This is a genomic window from Bacillus cereus group sp. MYBK108-1 (genome assembly GCF_051917185.1).
GTDB lineage: Bacteria > Bacillota > Bacilli > Bacillales > Bacillaceae_G > Bacillus_A > Bacillus_A cereus.
Genome location: NZ_JBQAHZ010000011.1, coordinates 148,770 through 164,991 on the forward strand (window position 1 = coordinate 148,770; position 16,222 = coordinate 164,991).

Here is a 16,222-nt window from a genome sequence, read left to right on the forward strand (position 1 = left end):
ACCACAACTTCTAAGAAATATTTCCTTCCTAAGAAATTAAACTTACACACTATCTCTAACATACACACTAAACTTTCAACTACTCATCTAAAATTTATAGACTTAAAATTACCTTTCCATTCCCTGTTAGTCTTAATTGAGAATAAATATTAATTAAATTGGTATAAAGTTGGTTTATTCTCTTGACAAAATAACCACTTCTATATGATAATTAATATCGAATTAGAATTATTATAGTTAATTAAAAAATATATTTTATGAGCACACTATTTTTTGATGCTCAAAACCAACATTTAGGAGGAATTTTAACATGTTATTAATCGGCACAGAAGTAAAACCGTTTAAAGCTAATGCTTACCATAATGGAGAATTTATCCAAGTTACTGACGAAAGTTTAAAAGGAAAATGGAGTGTAGTTTGTTTCTACCCAGCTGACTTCACATTCGTTTGCCCAACTGAACTTGAAGACTTACAAAACCAATACGCAACTCTAAAAGACTTAGGCGTTGAAGTATACTCTGTATCTACAGACACTCACTTCACTCACAAAGCATGGCATGATAGCTCAGAAACTATCGGCAAAATCGAGTACATCATGATTGGTGACCCAACTCGCACAATCACTACAAACTTCAACGTTTTAATGGAAGAAGAAGGTCTTGCTGCTCGTGGTACATTCATCATCGATCCAGACGGCGTTATCCAATCTATGGAAATCAATGCTGACGGTATCGGCCGTGACGCAAGCATTCTTGTTAACAAAATTAAAGCTGCTCAATACGTACGTAACAACCCAGGTGAAGTTTGCCCAGCTAAATGGCAAGAGGGTTCTGCAACACTTAAACCAAGCCTTGACCTTGTAGGTAAAATCTAAGGAGTTCGATCAAAATGATACTAGATGCAGATATAAAAACACAACTATCCCAATACCTTCAATTAATGGAGAACGATATTTTACTTAAAGTAAGCGCAGGAGACGATAACGTATCTAAAGATATGTTAGCTCTAGTAGACGAATTAGCTACTATGTCATCTAAGATTACAGTAGAAAAAGTTGAATTAGAGAGAACACCAAGCTTTAGCGTAAACCGCCCTGGTGAAAACACTGGTGTCGTATTCGCTGGTATTCCATTAGGACACGAATTTACATCATTAGTGTTAGCTTTACTACAAGTAAGTGGACGCGCTCCAAAAGTTGAACAAAAATTAATCGATCAAATTAAAAACATTCAAGGCGAATATCATTTTGAATCTTATATCAGCCTAAGTTGTCATAACTGTCCTGATGTTGTACAAGCTCTTAACGTAATGAGCGTTCTTAACCCTGGTATTACACATACTATGATTGATGGCGCTGCATTCAAAGAGGAAGTAGAAAGCAAAGACATTATGGCAGTACCAACTGTTTACCTAAACGGCGAATCTTTCGGAAGCGGTCGTATGACACTTGAAGAAATTTTAGCTAAAATGGGTAACGGTCCAGATGCATCAGAGCTTTCTGATAAAGATCCATACGATGTTCTTGTTGTTGGTGGCGGCCCTGCTGGTGCAAGTGCAGCAATTTACGCAGCACGTAAAGGCATCCGCACTGGTATCGTTGCTGAGCGCTTCGGTGGTCAAGTAATGGATACTATGGGCATTGAGAACTTCATCAGCGTGAAAAAGACTGAAGGTCCTAAGCTAGTAGCAAGCCTTGAAGAGCACGTAAAAGAATACGACATCGATGTAATGAATCTACAACGTGCGAAACGTTTAGAGAAAAAAGAACTTATTGAAGTGGAACTTGAAAACGGCGCTATTCTGAAAAGTAAGAGCGTAATCGTTTCTACAGGTGCTCGCTGGCGTAATGTTGGCGTACCAGGTGAAGCTGAGTTCAAAAATAAAGGTGTAGCATATTGCCCACACTGTGACGGTCCATTATTCACTGGAAAAGACGTAGCAGTTATCGGCGGAGGTAACTCTGGTATTGAAGCAGCTATCGACTTAGCAGGTATCGTTAAGCACGTAACTGTTCTTGAATTCATGCCAGAATTAAAAGCTGATGCTGTATTACAAGAGCGTCTTAACAGCTTACCAAACGTAACTGTTCTGAAAAACGTTCAAACGAAAGAAATCACTGGTACTGATAAAGTAAACGGTATTTCTTACATCGATCGTGAAACTGAAGAAGTTCATCACGTTGAATTACAAGGTGTATTCGTACAAATCGGTCTTGTACCAAACACAGACTGGTTAGGCGAAACAGTTGAACGCGTTCGCGGTGAAATCGTAACAGACAAGCACGGCGCTACAAACGTACCAGGAGTGTTTGCTGCAGGTGACTGTACAAATAATCCGTACAAACAAATCATCATCTCTATGGGTTCAGGTGCAAACGCAGCTTTAGGTGCATTTGATTACTTAATCCGTAACTAATAAAAAAGACGCGCTACCTATTGGTAGCGCGTCTTTTTTATTATATTTCATGTAAATAGTTATCAAGTTCCTTCCAACTCATTACTGTATAAGGTGTACCTACATTCAATACTACTTTTACATTTTCTGCTACTATTTGCATTCTCTTAGTTGGATTATCTCTTTTTCCTGAAGGATAAATAGCAAGTTTCATCATTTCTTGCTTTCCATCTTCATAAATCCTTTTCTTTAAACCAAATTGGTTAATTTGTTCCTTTGAAGGAACTTCTTTGCCTTCCCAGTCACATATTTCAAATAGAGGATACCTATCTCCGTGCCATTCCTCAATAATCTCAATGACTTTAAGAATAATACAACTCCCTGATACTAATTCATAACTAACAGCATCACCTGCTTTTAAAGAAGTATTAGCTATAAATCTTTTCGGCACTTTTTTAGCTTCTGGCTGCCGAGAATGTAACTGCTCTCTTAGTTTATTTAAAACTACTTCACGTTTCTTCTGTAATTTAGGTTCTTCTTCCCAACGGGCTAAATCTGCACCACTTTCTATTATTTGCAATGCCTCCTGCTTAACATTCTCTTGAAGTCTCCCTAACCTCCATTGTATGGAAGCAAATACTAACCAAAAAACAATAGTCTCTTCATTATCTAATTCATTCTTGTATTCCTCAATTACAATCCTACTTGCGTCCTCATTTGAATATTCATTTGCTAACAAATCCTTATACAGTAACTTAATATCTTCAGCAATATCGTCTGATAATATTGCTACTCCCCAAGCCCCCATACATTAACACTCCAATCTATAAACTAAAAACCTCTCATTCCCATTCTTCTCATAAGCACCTGGCAATCTAACTTCTTTCTTCAGCTCAAACGCAGTCTGATTTTCTAAGAAGAAAATATAGTCCTCAGAAGGATAATATAAAATAATATCTACTTCTCTCCCCGTTTCTTCTACTGAAAGCAAAATGTTATTTACTACATTCATAAACACTTGCACAGAAAACGGATTAAAGAAATAAAACCTATTATCATGTGGATCAATCTCATATTCCTGCGCTAAACAACATTGGAATTGAATTTTCCCCTTACTGTTTCGTGCCTTTCGTGCATAACGATCTCGATTATCCATCGCTTCTTTATAAAACTCTTCATTCATTTCAATTCCAACTGCTGAAGCACCACATTTATGATGCATATAAAAGTTTAATCGCCCTTTTCCGCACCCAAAGTCTACAATTCGGTCGCTACTTCGTATTTCATATTGATTCAATAACTCATCTAACCCGCTATACGGTGTCGGTTCATAGCGATGATAATGCATAGACTTGTTAAACCCTTTTTGCTCACCGACTGTTTTTATATGTAAAACTGCATCGTAATATTGTTCGTTCATTCGTTTTCTCCTATTAAAAAATGGTACTTATTATTATACACCATGTACTGGAGGCTCATTTTTCATCAAATTAATAGGTACGTGAAATTATATTAACGATTTTCTTAATATATCTATCGTAACTTCAAATATATCAACGATTTTCTCAATATATCTATCATAACTCAAAATATATCAACGGTTTTTCAAATATATCGATTTGCCGACAATTCACGACAAAAAAACAGGAGCTCTCTAGCCCCTGTCTTCTAACACTTTCAATACAGTTTGTTTCAATATTTCTACCCCATCCATAATACAACTATGATCAAACCTCATATACGGATGGTGTAATCCAGGTTGTAGGTCTGCTCCTAGTCCAAGCATGACAGCTTTTAAATGTGGTCTTTTCACTGTATAGTAATGGAAATCATCGCTTCCTGTCGTATAGAGAGGCCCTGTGCATCTCTCTTCCCCATACACTTCGAGAATACCTTTACGCATAAAGCGCTCTGCTTCTTCGGAAACCTCTGCTCCTGGTGCAAGATCCATCCATTCGTATGAAGTTTTTGATCCCATCGATGCAGCTGATTCTATTACATGCTCAATCTTTTTCTTTAATTCTTCTAATAGTATATTACTCTCTGCTCTTACATCTAAACTGAAATGACCATTTCCCGGAATAATATTTAAATTATCACCACCCGCTTGGCATCTCGTCATTTTTACTGAATAAGAACTTTGCGGTGGCAGCCAAATATTTTTCAAACCGATATTAATCATGGAAATGACATCAATTGCATTCACACCTTGATGTGGTCTTGCCCCGTGTGCATCCTCCCCATGAATCATACCCTCTAAAAATCCTGCTGCTCCATGACGAATAGATGGGGCTGCTTGTTTCAAAGATAGTTCTTCAATTGGTCTTAGATGGACGCCAAATAAGAAATCAGCATCATCTACAGCACCTTTCTCCACCATCTTCAAAGCACCATTCCCCTTCTCTTCTGCTGGCTGAAAAATAAATCTAACCGTACCACTTTTCCATCTCATATTTTTCAATTGTAAAATAAGTCCCATTACAATGGTCATATGAGCATCATGGCCACATGAATGGTTCGCTTTAAATTCTCCATTTACTTCTTGCCAAAGTGCATCCATATCAGCACGAATCGCAATAACTGGATTCCCGCCTCCAATCTCAGCAATTACACCTGGACAATCATCAAATGTTCTATATGAAATTCCTTCTTCTTTTAAAAAGTCAGTAATATACGCTGTCGTTTCATATTCTTTCCAACTTACTTCAGGGTTTTCGTGTAAATGCTGAAAAATCTCCGTTAAGCGCTCTTGTAGTTCTAATGTTTTCAACGTTCCAGTCTCCTTCCCACATTACAAACGATTCGGGTTAATTATACTTATGAAAAACAGATGTTTTTATGAACATATTGAATTTTAAGAAAAAAGTCAATTATTTATTTTTAAATACTTAAAAAGCTTACTCTGCACTTATATTACAAACTAAACAAACAACTAGAACATTCCTTATTTTCTGTTTTTTATGTTGACGCTTACATAAACTTTTAGTTATCATAACCTAATAAACGTCTATTTTACGACAATTCTAAAAATACAAACAAACATACGTAACAAGGAGGAACTTTATGAAAAAAAAAATACCTTTTGGAATAGCGATTATCCCTATTATCATTACCGTTGCAGTTATGATGGTTACAATTGTTGTATTAAAACAAACCCCTCACGTTCCACTTATTATTGGTACAACCGTTGCTTCTATTGTCGCTTGGCGTTACGGTTACAAATGGAATGATCTTGAAGAAGCAATGTATAAAGGGATTCGTCTTGCATTACCCGCTATCGTCATTATTATTCTTGTTGGCTTAACAATTGGTGCTTGGATTGGCGGTGGAATCGTCGCAACGATGATTTATTACGGTTTAAAACTTTTGACTCCATCACTATTTTTAGTTTCCATTACCGTCATTTGTTCTATCGTAGCATTAGCAATTGGTAGCTCTTGGTCTACAATGGGCACAATTGGTGTTGCTGGAATGGGAATTGGCCTAAGTATGGGAATTCCAGCTCCAATGGTTGCTGGTGCCATTATTTCAGGCTCTTATTTTGGCGATAAAATGTCACCGCTTTCAGACACAACTAACTTAGCCGCAGGATTAACAAATACAGATTTATTCGCACACATTCGTCATATGTTATTTACTACAGTTCCAGGTTTAATTATTACTCTTATCGTCTACGCAGTCTTAGGAAAAAGCTTTGACGCTAACAATATTGATGCGAAGAGCATCGATCAAACGTTACAAGTATTGCAACAAAACTTTGTTATCTCGCCTTTTCTACTCATTATACCCGTAGTCGTTATGGTATTGGTCGCTAAAAAAGTCCCTGCTATACCAGCGATTCTCGTCGGTATTATTTTAGGATTCTTATCACAAGTCTTTATTCAAGGTGGTTCTGTCTCAGCATCTGTCGGTGCACTCCAAGCTGGATTTGTTATAGACACTGGAAACAAGCTAGTAGACGAACTATTTAACCGCGGTGGCTTAGATTCGATGATGAATACAGTCTCTATGACAATTGTCGCTATGACTTTCGGAGGAGTATTAGAACATACAGGTATTCTTCGCTCAATTGTAAATCAAATTTTAAAGTTAGCGAAATCAGCAAAAGGGCTTATCGCTTCTACTATCGCATCTTGTTTTGCAACAAACCTTACTTGCTCTGAACAATATATTTCAATTGTTGTCCCTTCAAGAATGTACGCAAATGCATACACGGAAAAAGGACTACATTCAAAAAACTTATCCAGAGCATTAGAAGATGGCGGAACATTAACTTCTGTCTTCGTTCCTTGGAATACGTGCGGTGTATTTATTCTCGCTACACTTGGCGTAGGTGCATTTGAATATGCCCCTTATGCTATTTTAAATTTCATCGTACCTATTATCTCAATCATTTATGGTATAACAGGCTTCACAATTGTAAAACTATCAGACATTGAAAAAGCAGAACTACTAAAGAAACAAAAAGCTCAACTAGAAGCTTAAAAATAGCGGTAAATTCAGTTCATATAGTGCGCGAGGTCGCCCTTGTTGATAGGGCATTTCCTCGCCGCAAATATGAGCATACCCGTAATCAACTAATTTCTTTAACAACCTTTCTGTCGATCTTCGAGTTACTTGTAAGTACTCAGAAAGGTCAGCTGCTGTAAACTTCAATGACGGGTGCGATTGACTAAATTGAATGATTTTTGACAAGTTGGCCGGACTAAGCTTTGTTTCCTTCGCTATTTTCATTAGTTCCGGATTATCATTTTTCAAACTTTGTACTCTCTGTTCTTTCGGGAACGGACCAAACAAATCTTTATCACTTGTTAGTATATAAAAACAACGATCTATTGGATTGTTCTTTGCAAAACTTTGAGCGATTTTTGCATTTTGCTCCGCTTCTTTCACGGTTTTCCCATAACCAAATCCAATAGCTATCGTTCCTTCTACGCTCGCAAACAAGTTATCTATCGCATTTGTTTTAATAATTGATTCGATATCACCACGAGTTGTATACAAAATGCATGTCATTTCATCCACTTGTTTAAATGAACCACGTAGTTCTTTTGAAATGACATCTAGTTTTTCAAGCAAACTCGTTCGTAATTCTAAGGAAGAAATAATACAAGCACCAACAGTAGCTGAATAGCTTTTTGCTAACTCAGCTTTTATTTTTGCATCTTTTAGCCCATGTATAATGGATTGTGTTGGATCAATCATACGCTCTGAAGGAACACCTATTTTTTGAAGCTCGTCGTAAACAGCGTGAATACTAGTTAAAGCTAAATGAGCCTCTCCAGATTGATATTTAGCTACATGAAAATCGATAACTCTATTTATTTCATCTTTACTCCACAGCATATTTTCATAATCCAACACTTGCGGGCTTTCTTTTATACCGATATCATGGAACACATTTGTAATAAACGAGCGGTCTACTAAATCGATGGAAATGTTATGTGGTTGAATACTTTGATGATACATGATAGAAAGAATTGAAGATGCGACAGTTGTCTCGTCTTGCTGTAAGTATGTACTTGGAATTCGTAATTGTTCTCTTATTTCTTTTGCCATATAATAAGGTAAAGCACCTGAGAAAAAGATGACATCACAAGGCTTTAAACACTTTAATAGTTCAGAAGATTCCGCCGGATGAAGGTAAATATATGGATCAATTTCTATTCCTTCTAATTTTTGAGCAATAGGAAAAAGGTTCTCCATAAACTCCTTTGAACCGACAACTGCAATTTTTATCATCATTTTCTCTAACTCCTTATCATTAATTAACGACTATTTAACGTCAACTATATCAAATGTATAAAACTATTGTAAACAGGAAGGGGTTTCTATTCAATGAAAATTACAGCTATTCATCTTTACGCAATTCGTTTACCGCTTCGCAATCCGTTTGTTATTAGTTATGGCTCTTATTCTGATATGCCCTCTATTATCGTCAAAATGGAAACAGATGAAGGTATTATCGGTTACGGTGAAGGCGTTGCTGATGATCACGTCACAGGTGAATCATGGGAAAGTACTTTCTATACTTTAAAACATACGCTAACCCCTGCTCTAATCGGGCAAAATCCAATGAATATCGAAAAAATACACGACATGATGGACAATACAATTTACGGTGTTCCAACAGCGAAAGCCGCAATTGATATTGCTTGTTTTGATATAATGGGCAAAAAACTAAATCAACCTGTATATCAATTAATTGGCGGGCGCTACCATGAAGAATTCCCTGTCACTCACGTTTTAAGTATTGCCGATCCAGAAAACATGGCTGAAGAAGCTGCTTCTATGATTCAAAAAGGTTACCAATCTTTCAAAATGAAAGTTGGTACGAATGTAAAAGAAGATGTGAAACGTATTGAAGCTGTACGAGAACGTGTAGGAAATGACATCGCTATTCGCGTTGATGTAAATCAAGGCTGGAAAAATAGCGCAAACACATTAACAGCACTTCGTTCATTAGGACATTTAAACATTGACTGGATTGAACAACCTGTTATCGCGGACGATATTGATGCCATGGCTCATATCCGTTCTAAGACAGACCTCCCGCTTATGATTGATGAAGGCTTAAAAAGTTCTCGTGAAATGCGCCAAATTATTAAATTAGAAGCTGCTGATAAAGTAAATATAAAACTAATGAAATGCGGCGGCATATATCCAGCTGTAAAGCTCGCTCATCAAGCAGAAATGGCAGGCATTGAATGCCAAGTGGGATCAATGGTCGAATCATCTGTTGCCTCTTCCGCAGGATTCCATGTCGCTTTCTCAAAAAAAATTATTACGAGCGTAGAGCTAACAGGACCATTAAAATTCACGAAAGACATTGGAAACTTACATTACGATGTACCATTCATTCGCTTAAACGAAAAGCCTGGACTCGGCATTGAAATAAACGAAGATACACTACAAGAACTAACCGTCTTTCAAGACGTTGTACGCTAAAGGAGGACTATCATATGACGGTTCTATACGAAGGAACATTAAAACAAAATAACGAATCATTTCACGTTACATTACTATCACTAGAGCACATCGAACAAATTTTATCACTACAAAACATCGTAGTTGAAGCACTAGAAGATAAAAGTCGTTTACAACCACTCTCACAAGAAGAATTTCAATACATTCTAGAAGGAAACGGCATGATGATCGGTGCTTTTATCGAAAACGAACTCATCGCATTTCGCGCTCTACTCGTCCCTCCTATCGACGATGAACATTTAGGGCTTGATATTGGTCTATCAGAAAGTGAACTGCACCGCGTCATCTATCAAGAAATCTCAAACGTTCATCCGAACTACCGAGGAAATGGTATGCAAAAAATATTAGCAAACGTCATCATGGACGAATTGCAAAAAGAAGATAGCAAATATGATTATGTATGCTGCACCGTTGCTCCTTTTAACATCCCGAGTTTGAAGGATAAGTTTGCGCAAGGGATGGCGATTGCTGCGCTAAAGGAGAAGTATGGTGGTAGTCTGCGGTATGTTTTTGTGAAGAAATTGCGCGGAGATAAAGAAAGCGATTGGACGGATATTCAAAGTATTCTAATGAGTGATGCTAGTGGACAGCAGGCTTTGCTTTCGGAGGGGTATCGTGGGTATGAGATGGAGAAAACAGCAGATACTTTCATTGTGAAGTTTGGGCGATAATCTATATGGTCGAAAAGAGGAGATGTCTGCTGTGACCTCTTCTCTTTTCGATTTGTTGAACAATCCTGTGGTAAATGAAATTATATCAACGATTTTTCGAATATATCTATCATAACTTACAATATATCAACGATTTTTAAAATATATCTATCAAAACTCACAATATATCAACGATTCAACAAGAAATATCGATTTACAGACAAAAATCGATATCCCTTCCTAAACCGTCATCTTCCAACTAGATAACGCTAACCAATTCTCCATTTCTTTATAATCAGGCATTATCTTCCCGACAAGACGCCAAAAAGATCGATCATGATTTAAATGAACCATATGACACATTTCATGAACAACTACATAGTCAATTACTCGCTGTGGTGCCATTGCTAACTTCCAATTGAATGTTAGCTGTAAATTCGAATCGCAAGTACCCCAAGTACGACTACTATCTGTAATACGAATAGAACGTGGTTTTGTTTTGAAATTACTTTGATGCGCTTTAATACTCTTCTCTACTAAAGTTTTACACTGCTTATAATAAAATCGTTTTAAAGCTTGCTGTATTTTCTCATCCTTTAGCTCTTTTACATAAATATGTAACTTATCCCCTTCAAAAATCGCATTGTCTTGCTCAATGCTTACATCTTGGGAAATCTGTATCGGATACGTATTCCCTAAATACAAAAAGCCCTCTCCTTGATCATAATCCTTTTCCTGTGGTCCATGCGCTCGCTCCGCCATTTCCTTACGTGTTGTCTGAATCCAATCCCACTTCTCCTCTAGCAACTGGACTAAGTATTCAACAGGTGTTCCTTTCGGAGCCTGTACTTCCACATTTCCATACGAATCCACAAAAAGACGCACGGACTTTTTCTTCTTATAAGTTATATGAAAATTAATTGTCTCACCTAAATATGTATGTACCATTTCATCACCTAGCATAGTATTTTTACAAATAAAAAAGAGTAGGATACGAACGTCCTACTCTACCTATTATATCATTTACTGCTTTAACGAACTCATTATCCTCTATACTTTACACCTAATCCCTTAATGAAATTCCTTGCGTATCTATCGCCACACTCTTTGTAATTTTTATGGCCTTTCTTTCTTAATAGAGCGCCTAACTCTCCTTTTGTTACCGTAACGCCTACGCTATCTAATATATCAAGTACATCCTCACTCGTTAAAGATAGTGCGATTTTCATTTTCTTTAGAAGAAGGTTATTGGCACTCTCCTTGCTCTGTACAGGTGCAGGCTGCCCTGGTTTCGGATCTTGCTTTCCTCTTTTTAAAGTAATAAATCCATTTAAAAATGCCTCTAACATCATCATATCGCATGTTTTTACGTACTCATCTTCAGCTACCTCATCATTTTCAGCTTCATGCTGAGGAGCTCTCTTTATTTTTGTAAGCATATCAACTACGTCTTCTTTCGTTACTTCCATCCCGCCAAGTTTAAAGATTTCTACCATATCTATGTCTTTTATATCTAAAGCGTATCTTACTCTTTTTAATATATCGTTGTTGCTCATTGCCATTGGGTTTCCCTCCTGAAATGTTGATTATTTATTCAGCGGTTAAAGTTTATGCTATAACCTGCTTTAAATTATCATATTTAATCTAACCTTTTAGTTATTGTCCGCTAAATTAATACTTTAACATTTTAAAGATATGTTTTATAGTCTTACCCGAACTTTTCTCTATCATTGTATCTACAGCGCTCTTACATGTTTTTTATATGCCTATAAAAAGATTTCTCTCTTAACATTAACTAAAAGAAAAAAACAGTGCTTTGATTTCTCAAATACACTGTTCTTTTCCAGCTCTACGCTTATTTTCAACTCACTCATGTCATACACTACATATGAAATGATTTAACTGCTTAAAAGTTAAACCGTCTCACTATCCTGAGCCACACCAACACTATCCTCAAACCTATCCAACAAAGCACGCACCTCATCAGTAGATTTCGTACTCATCAATTGATTTCTCAATTCAGCAGCTCCAGGGAAGCCTTTTACATAAATTTTGAAGAAGCGGTGAAGCCCTGTGATTGAGCGTGGCAGTACTTCTGCATATTGATCTTGAAGATCAAGTTGTAGTCTTAAAAGATCTAGGTGCTCTTTACTGCTATGCTCTCTTGGCTCTTTTTCAAAAGCAAATGGATTTTTGAAGATGCCTCGTCCGATCATTACGCCATCAATGCCGTATTTTTCAGCAAGTTCCAGCCCCATTTTACGATCAAGGATGTCTCCATTGATTGTTATTAACGTATTTGGTGCGATACGGTCACGTAATTTTTTAATTTCCGGAATTAGTTCCCAATGCGCATCTACTTGGCTCATTTCTTCTCTTGTACGTAAGTGAATAGAAAGGTTTGCAATATCTTGTTTGAAAATGTGCGTTAACCAATCTTCCCACTCGCTTAACTCTTTAAAGCCAAGTCGTGTTTTTACGCTGACAGGTAGTCCGCCCGCTTTTGCTGCTTGGATAAGTTCTGCCGCAACGTCTGGACGTAGAATAAGGCCACTACCTTTTCCTCTTGATGCTACGTTTGGTACAGGGCAACCCATATTAATATCGATGCCTTTAAATCCTAACTCTGCCATACCGATACTCATTTGACGGAAGTATTCGGGATTGTCTCCCCAAATATGTGCTACCATCGGCTGCTCGTCTTCTGTAAAAATTAAACGGCCACGTACACTTTTCATACCTTCTGGATGGCAATAACTATCCGAGTTTGTAAACTCTGTGAAGAATACGTCCGGACGACCAGCTTCACTTACTACGTGACGGAAAACAACGTCTGTCACATCTTCCATTGGTGCAAGTACGAAAAATGGTCGTGGTAATTCACGCCAAAAATTATCTATCATTTTAAATTCAAATCCTCTCACTATGAATACAATTTCAAAATCTCAATTTATAATTTGTGAAAATCAGCAATATTTATTTTAACTAAAATCGCTTATGAATGGTATTTTTGTAAACCAAAAAGCAGATGGTATAGATTTCCCCATAACAACTGCTTTCCTATTATACTAACTTAAGCCAAGCCACACACTCCACATGCGTCGTATGCGGGAACATATCAACAGGTTGTACTTCCTGCGTTTTATATCCGCCTTCTTCTAGTACTTTTAAGTCACGTGCTAATGTTGCTGGGTTACACGATACGTATACGACGCGGTTTGGCTTCATGTCGATGATTGTGTTTAGTAATGCTTCGTCACAGCCTTTACGCGGTGGGTCTACGACCATTGTGTCGGCGATTACGCCTTCTTTGTACCATTTTGGAATGACTACTTCTGCTTCTCCTACGCCAAATTCAGCGTTTGTCATGTTGTTTAGTGCTGCGTTTCGGTTTGCGTCTTCGATTGCTTCTGGGACGATTTCAACGCCGTACACTTTTTTCGCTTTTTGCGCTAGGAATAACGAGATTGATCCGATTCCGCAATAGGCATCGATTACTGTTTCGTTACCATTTAATTTTGCGTATTCTAACGTTTTATCGTAAAGCACTTTCGTTTGCTCTGGGTTTACTTGATAGAATGAACGTGCTGAAATCGCAAATTTAATGTCACCGATAAAGTCATAAATGTATTCTGATCCGTACAGTACTGTCGTTTTGTCTCCGAAAATTACATTCGTACGCTTCGTATTTACGTTTTGAACAATTGATTTTACTTCTGGGAATTTCGCTGCAATTTCTTCAATAATTGCTTTTTTGTTCGGCAATTCTGCTGTACGCGTAATGAAGACAAGCATAATTTCCCCTGTTACTTGTCCGTAACGAGCCATTACGTGACGAAGTGTTCCTTTGTTACGCTCTTCGTTGTACGCAGTGATACCGTGCTTTTCACAAATACGTTTTACTTCTTGGATTAATGTATCGTTTTCTTCTGCCTGAATTAAGCATGATTCCATATTAATGATGTCATGCGTTCCTTGGCGATAAAAACCAGCTACAAGTCCGCCTTCACGTTCTCCGATTGGTACTTGTGCTTTATTACGGTATACCCACGGATTCTTCATGCCAAGTACAGGATGAACAGGAACATCAGCTAGTCCTCCGATACGCTGCATAACGTCACGTACTTGTTTTTCTTTCGCTTGTAATTGTCCTTCATAAGTTAAGTGCTGAAGCTGACAACCGCCGCACTGATTATATACTGGGCATTCAGCATCTTTACGATATGGACTTTCTGTATGAAGCTTCATTAAACGACCAAATGCGAAGTTTTTCTTCACTTTAATAATTTTAATTTGCGCTTCTTCACCTGGTAATCCGTTTTTAACGAAAATAGGATAGCCCTTTACTTTCGCAACACCGGCACCATCATGTGTTAAATCTTCAAATACTACATCTATAAACTCGTTTTTCTCAACTGGTGGCGTCATTTTAGTACTCATTTTCCGACCTCTCTTTTTCATAACACTGCGTTACATTTTATCATACTTATATGGTCTTTTTCTATTGGAAGAAAAAAAGCTATTGACGATACTTCTCTGTTAATGTTACGCTACTACTAATTTAATACGGACGATGTTACCTCATATATACTTGATAATATGGATCGAGAGTTTCTACCCGGCAACCTTAAATTGCTGGACTATGGGGAAAACTAATGAATATTAGCCTATGCGCAAAAAAGGACTCATATTGATTAGCTTTCTCTCATAGATGAAAGTGAATCCATATGGGTCTTTTTTTATTTTTATTTTTCTAAAAGGTCAGACATCTTACGTATGACATAAAACCTCATTCCTTTATTTTTAGTAATATAACGAGCGTTTTATGTACAAACTTTATACGAACTTCTGAAAGGGGCAACTACATGCAATATGTAATGAGCATTATCGGTATTATTGCCGTGTTAGGTTTATGTTTTGCTTTGTCAAACAACAAAAGTAAAATCAACTTCCGTGCAATTGCAATTATGATTGGTTTCCAAATTTTAATCGGTTGGTTTATGTTTGCTACAAAGATTGGTCAACAAATCATTATTTTCATTAGTAAAGTTTTCAACAAACTAATTAAACTTGGTACGACAGGTGTCGATTTTCTCTTTAATGGAATTCACAGAGATTTTGTCTTTTTCTTAAACGTATTATTAATTATCGTATTTTTCTCAGCACTACTTTCAATCTTTAGTTATTTAGGTGTTTTACCATTCATCGTTCGCGTTGTCGGCGGTGCTATTTCAAAAATTACTGGTTTACCACGTGTTGAGTCATTCCACGCAGTAAACTCTGTATTCTTCGGTTCAAGTGAAGCGTTAATCGTTATTAAAAACGATTTACAGCATTTCAATAAAAACCGTATGTTTATCATTTGTTGTTCTGCGATGAGCTCCGTTTCTGCTTCTGTTACAGCATCATACGTAATGATGTTAGATGCAAAATACGTACTGGCAGCTCTTCCGCTAAACTTATTCTCAAGCTTAATCGTTTGTTCGTTATTAACACCAGTTGATACGAAGAAAGAAGATGAAGTGATTCAGAAATTTGATAGAACTCTATTCGGGGACAGCTTTATCGGCGCAATGATTAACGGTGCGCTTGATGGTTTAAAAGTAGCTGGTATCGTTGCCGCATTAATGATCGCCTTTATCGGTGTGATGGAAGTTGTAAACTACGTAATTAGTGCAGCTTCAGGCGCAATGGGACATGCTGTTACTTTACAACAAATCTTCGGTTACGTACTTTCTCCATTCGCATTCTTAATGGGTATTCCAACTCAAGATATTATCCCAGCTGGTGGTATTATGGGTACGAAGATTGTTTTAAATGAGTTTGTAGCAATCCTTGATTTAAAAGACACAGCTACAACATTAGCTCCACGTACAGTTGGAATCGTTACAGTATTCTTAATTAGCTTCGCAAGTATTAGCCAAATTGGTGCAATCGTTGGTACAATCCGTGCCCTTTCTGAAAAGCAAGGAAGCGTTGTTTCTAAATTTGGTTGGAAAATGCTATTTGCATCAACACTTGCTTCTATTTTATCTGCGACAATCGCTGGATTGTTTATTTAATAAAAAAACACCTTACTTTGAAGTGAACCCGAATAGTGGTACATGAAAAAAACACCTCCTGAATTCGCATACTAAGTATGCAAATTTAATGGAGGTGTTTTTCGTTTGAAGACAAGAGTTCATTACCCA

At 37.1% G+C, this 16,222-nt stretch carries 14 protein-coding genes and 1 riboswitch; of the genes, 6 read left to right on the top strand and 8 right to left on the bottom strand.

Features of this window, described 5'->3' with window-relative positions; translation table 11 throughout:
- Window positions 1-310: 310 nt before the first annotated feature.
- The gene (gene ahpC / locus ACTFSL_RS17060) at window positions 311-874 is read left to right on the top strand and encodes an alkyl hydroperoxide reductase subunit C (protein ID WP_000924420.1); all 564 of its coding nucleotides are present in this window, start codon (window positions 311-313) and stop codon (window positions 872-874) included.
- A 14-nt stretch (window positions 875-888) separates the two neighbouring features.
- Window positions 889-2,415, top strand: a complete 1,527-nt coding sequence (gene ahpF, locus ACTFSL_RS17065; protein WP_000599508.1) for an alkyl hydroperoxide reductase subunit F — start codon at window positions 889-891, stop codon at window positions 2,413-2,415.
- Window positions 2,416-2,455: 40 nt separating this feature from the next.
- Here ahpF and ACTFSL_RS17070 read toward each other — a convergent pair whose 3' ends face one another.
- The 3 genes from ACTFSL_RS17070 to ACTFSL_RS17080 form a co-directional block, all read right to left on the bottom strand.
- Complete coding sequence (locus tag ACTFSL_RS17070; protein WP_000501503.1) at window positions 2,456-3,202, bottom strand: hypothetical protein; 747 nt, start codon at window positions 3,200-3,202, stop codon at window positions 2,456-2,458.
- Between the two features lie 3 nt (window positions 3,203-3,205).
- Window positions 3,206-3,814 (bottom strand): SAM-dependent methyltransferase, encoded by a 609-nt coding sequence (locus tag ACTFSL_RS17075; protein WP_001005624.1) that lies wholly within the window; start codon window positions 3,812-3,814, stop codon window positions 3,206-3,208.
- Between the two features lie 234 nt (window positions 3,815-4,048).
- Window positions 4,049-5,164: a M20 peptidase aminoacylase family protein gene (locus tag ACTFSL_RS17080; protein WP_000853516.1), complete on the bottom strand. Its 1,116-nt coding sequence runs from the start codon at window positions 5,162-5,164 to the stop codon at window positions 4,049-4,051.
- Window positions 5,165-5,457: 293 nt separating this feature from the next.
- On the opposite strand from ACTFSL_RS17080, the gene nhaC reads away from it, so the two are divergent.
- Window positions 5,458-6,879, top strand: coding sequence for a Na+/H+ antiporter NhaC (gene nhaC / locus ACTFSL_RS17085; protein ID WP_440042107.1), 1,422 nt, complete (start codon window positions 5,458-5,460; stop codon window positions 6,877-6,879).
- Here the strand turns inward: nhaC and ACTFSL_RS17090 are convergent.
- Window positions 6,868-8,139 (bottom strand): hypothetical protein, encoded by a 1,272-nt coding sequence (locus ACTFSL_RS17090; RefSeq protein ID WP_000972811.1) that lies wholly within the window; start codon window positions 8,137-8,139, stop codon window positions 6,868-6,870. The two genes, nhaC and ACTFSL_RS17090, sit on opposite strands and share 12 nt — an antisense overlap.
- Window positions 8,140-8,232: 93 nt before the next feature.
- Here ACTFSL_RS17090 and ACTFSL_RS17095 point away from each other — a divergent pair, with 93 nt between their 5' ends.
- Window positions 8,233-9,342, top strand: a complete 1,110-nt coding sequence (locus ACTFSL_RS17095) for a mandelate racemase/muconate lactonizing enzyme family protein (protein ID WP_000704497.1) — start codon at window positions 8,233-8,235, stop codon at window positions 9,340-9,342.
- Window positions 9,343-9,356: 14 nt separating this feature from the next.
- Window positions 9,357-10,052, top strand: coding sequence for a GNAT family N-acetyltransferase (locus ACTFSL_RS17100; RefSeq protein ID WP_440042109.1), 696 nt, complete (start codon window positions 9,357-9,359; stop codon window positions 10,050-10,052).
- Between the two features lie 219 nt (window positions 10,053-10,271).
- On the opposite strand, the gene ACTFSL_RS17105 is transcribed toward ACTFSL_RS17100, so the two are convergent.
- From ACTFSL_RS17105 to rlmD, 4 genes are all read right to left on the bottom strand, one after another.
- Window positions 10,272-10,979, bottom strand: coding sequence for a SprT family zinc-dependent metalloprotease (locus ACTFSL_RS17105; RefSeq protein WP_326263701.1), 708 nt, complete (start codon window positions 10,977-10,979; stop codon window positions 10,272-10,274).
- Between the two features lie 95 nt (window positions 10,980-11,074).
- Entirely contained in the window at window positions 11,075-11,593 is a 519-nt protein-coding gene (locus tag ACTFSL_RS17110) for a DUF1456 family protein (protein WP_001251702.1), read from the bottom strand.
- Window positions 11,594-11,944: 351 nt separating this feature from the next.
- Window positions 11,945-12,934, bottom strand: a complete 990-nt coding sequence (locus ACTFSL_RS17115; RefSeq protein WP_016083712.1) for a tRNA dihydrouridine synthase — start codon at window positions 12,932-12,934, stop codon at window positions 11,945-11,947.
- A 160-nt stretch (window positions 12,935-13,094) separates the two neighbouring features.
- Window positions 13,095-14,471 carry a 23S rRNA (uracil(1939)-C(5))-methyltransferase RlmD gene (gene rlmD, locus ACTFSL_RS17120; RefSeq protein WP_000105019.1) on the bottom strand — a complete coding sequence of 459 codons (1,377 nt, stop codon included), beginning with the start codon at window positions 14,469-14,471 and terminating at the stop codon, window positions 13,095-13,097.
- 121 nt (window positions 14,472-14,592) lie between these two features.
- Window positions 14,593-14,694, top strand: a riboswitch (purine riboswitch).
- A gap of 202 nt (window positions 14,695-14,896) precedes the next feature.
- On the opposite strand from rlmD, the gene ACTFSL_RS17125 reads away from it, so the two are divergent.
- The gene (locus ACTFSL_RS17125; protein ID WP_001200484.1) at window positions 14,897-16,093 is read left to right on the top strand and encodes a NupC/NupG family nucleoside CNT transporter; all 1,197 of its coding nucleotides are present in this window, start codon (window positions 14,897-14,899) and stop codon (window positions 16,091-16,093) included.
- The last annotated feature ends 129 nt before the right edge of the window (window positions 16,094-16,222 follow it).

What these genes read in the sequence shown, in the direction of transcription:
- ahpC (WP_000924420.1), top strand. Translation starts at nt 311, where the DNA reads ATGTTATTAATCGGCACAGAAGTAAAACCGTTTAAAGCTAATGCTTAC.
- ahpF (WP_000599508.1), top strand. Translation starts at nt 889, where the DNA reads ATGATACTAGATGCAGATATAAAAACACAACTATCCCAATACCTTCAA.
- ACTFSL_RS17070 (WP_000501503.1), bottom strand. Translation starts at nt 3,202, where the DNA reads ATGGGGGCTTGGGGAGTAGCAATATTATCAGACGATATTGCTGAAGAT.
- ACTFSL_RS17075 (WP_001005624.1), bottom strand. Translation starts at nt 3,814, where the DNA reads ATGAACGAACAATATTACGATGCAGTTTTACATATAAAAACAGTCGGT.
- nhaC (WP_440042107.1), top strand. Translation starts at nt 5,458, where the DNA reads ATGAAAAAAAAAATACCTTTTGGAATAGCGATTATCCCTATTATCATT.
- ACTFSL_RS17090 (WP_000972811.1), bottom strand. Translation starts at nt 8,139, where the DNA reads ATGATGATAAAAATTGCAGTTGTCGGTTCAAAGGAGTTTATGGAGAAC.
- ACTFSL_RS17095 (WP_000704497.1), top strand. Translation starts at nt 8,233, where the DNA reads ATGAAAATTACAGCTATTCATCTTTACGCAATTCGTTTACCGCTTCGC.
- ACTFSL_RS17100 (WP_440042109.1), top strand. Translation starts at nt 9,357, where the DNA reads ATGACGGTTCTATACGAAGGAACATTAAAACAAAATAACGAATCATTT.
- ACTFSL_RS17105 (WP_326263701.1), bottom strand. Translation starts at nt 10,979, where the DNA reads ATGGTACATACATATTTAGGTGAGACAATTAATTTTCATATAACTTAT.
- ACTFSL_RS17110 (WP_001251702.1), bottom strand. Translation starts at nt 11,593, where the DNA reads ATGGCAATGAGCAACAACGATATATTAAAAAGAGTAAGATACGCTTTA.
- ACTFSL_RS17115 (WP_016083712.1), bottom strand. Translation starts at nt 12,934, where the DNA reads ATGATAGATAATTTTTGGCGTGAATTACCACGACCATTTTTCGTACTT.
- rlmD (WP_000105019.1), bottom strand. Translation starts at nt 14,471, where the DNA reads ATGAGTACTAAAATGACGCCACCAGTTGAGAAAAACGAGTTTATAGAT.
- ACTFSL_RS17125 (WP_001200484.1), top strand. Translation starts at nt 14,897, where the DNA reads ATGCAATATGTAATGAGCATTATCGGTATTATTGCCGTGTTAGGTTTA.